This is a genomic window from Fuchsiella alkaliacetigena, from assembly GCF_023227765.1.
Taxonomy (GTDB): domain Bacteria; phylum Bacillota; class Halanaerobiia; order Halobacteroidales; family Acetohalobiaceae; genus Fuchsiella; species Fuchsiella alkaliacetigena.
In genome coordinates, this window is the sequence record NZ_JALKBZ010000112.1 from 1 (window position 1) to 1375 (window position 1375).

Genomic DNA, 1375 nt, shown 5'->3' on the forward strand with positions numbered 1-1375 from the left:
TATTACCGCACACACTATGGAATACAATAGTTGCTTTAATGACAACTCACTCCTTTCATAATTAGGTGTTTATCTTATATTATAATTTTCTAGACTTCGCGTTATACTCCTTCATTAAATTGTATAATCAAGTTAAGTCGTTCTTTCAGAAATATGTTTTATCTGCATTTAACTAAACACCAGAAATAAGTAATCTTTCATTTGTTTAGAAATTTTAGCTATTGAACTTACATGCCTCATTACCAATTCTTCAATTAAATCTTCTTTTGAATTAAAATAGTGATAAAATGCCCCTTTAGAAACTCCAACCTCATCTATGATAGCTCTTATATATGTATTATCATAACCATCCTGAACAAATAATTCTAAAGCTGCTTCTAAGAGTTCATTCTTAACGTTTCCGTTTTTATCTCTTCTTTCATTTTTTTAGCTACTATAGTATACTTTATTTAATACTTCACCTCATTATATAACTTAATTGGCTTAAATTACAAAAAATAAGCTTTTTCAATTCAACACAGGTATCCCTTCTTCCTTTTTACTTTACTTATAGTCTGCAAAATAAAGAATAGCAAAAATATTAATCCTCCACTGATAAAGGGATAATTAATATTAACATCAAAGATAAACCCACTCCATAAAGGTCCTAAGACTCGCCCAAGACTCATATAAGACTCTACTAACCCCATTGTCGCACCCTGCCTCATCGTAGTATTTTTAGAGACAAAAGATATAGCTGTAGGCTTTAATATAGAATTAAAGAGCATAAAAAAGCTGATAGTTAAAAGTAAACCAATAAAACTACTGGCCAATAAAATGGCGATAAAACCCACAGCATTTCCAGCCAAAGCTGCCACTATAATCTTATTCTCACTAAATCTTTTAGTAAGTGGGCCTACAAGAATTCCTTGAGCTAAAGCATACATTAAACCCATCACCATCAAAATTATCCCTACTTGTTCTGGCCCATAACCATATCTTTCTAAAGCATATAAACCATAAATACTAGAAAAGATCTTTTGACCAAAAATAGCTAAAAAAGCTGTAAGATTTGATCCCTACGTCCATTTAGCGGGTTAGCAGTAAATAAAACTCCTGATTTATCTGAATCAATTAACTTCTGAACCACTACTCCATGAGCTATATCTATATTTTCAATATTATGTTGCATTCTATAAGATAAAGCTCGAGAATTCCAAAGAGAGGCCCAGCATTTTTTGATATGCTTAATTACGAATTGGTAATTTTTCATTATTATTCTCCTTCCTTTCAATTTAATTTATCCAAAACAACTTCAAAATAATTAATCCTCAATTCGGCAAGTAACCAAAAACTAAATATTATTTGTATATCACCTTCTTTAAAAGAGAAGATA

2 protein-coding genes and 1 pseudogene are annotated in these 1375 nt (G+C 30.4%); all 3 read right to left on the reverse strand.

The features are described from left to right. Positions 1 to 168: 168 nt before the first annotated feature. A pseudogene (locus tag MWH30_RS14015) lies at positions 169 to 372 on the reverse strand (TetR/AcrR family transcriptional regulator); the annotation flags it as partial. A gap of 140 nt (positions 373 to 512) precedes the next feature. Further along, on the reverse strand, positions 513 to 1031 hold the full coding sequence (locus MWH30_RS13705) for an MFS transporter (RefSeq protein WP_308221626.1): 519 nt from the start codon (positions 1029 to 1031) through the stop codon (positions 513 to 515). Between the two features lie 2 nt (positions 1032 to 1033). Further along, the gene (locus MWH30_RS13710) at positions 1034 to 1252 is read right to left on the reverse strand and encodes a PEP/pyruvate-binding domain-containing protein (RefSeq protein ID WP_248664662.1); all 219 of its coding nucleotides are present in this window, start codon (positions 1250 to 1252) and stop codon (positions 1034 to 1036) included. Between the last annotated feature and the right edge of the window lie 123 nt (positions 1253 to 1375).

What these genes read in the sequence shown, in the direction of transcription:
- MWH30_RS13710 (WP_248664662.1), bottom strand. Translation starts at nt 1,252, where the DNA reads ATGAAAAATTACCAATTCGTAATTAAGCATATCAAAAAATGCTGGGCC.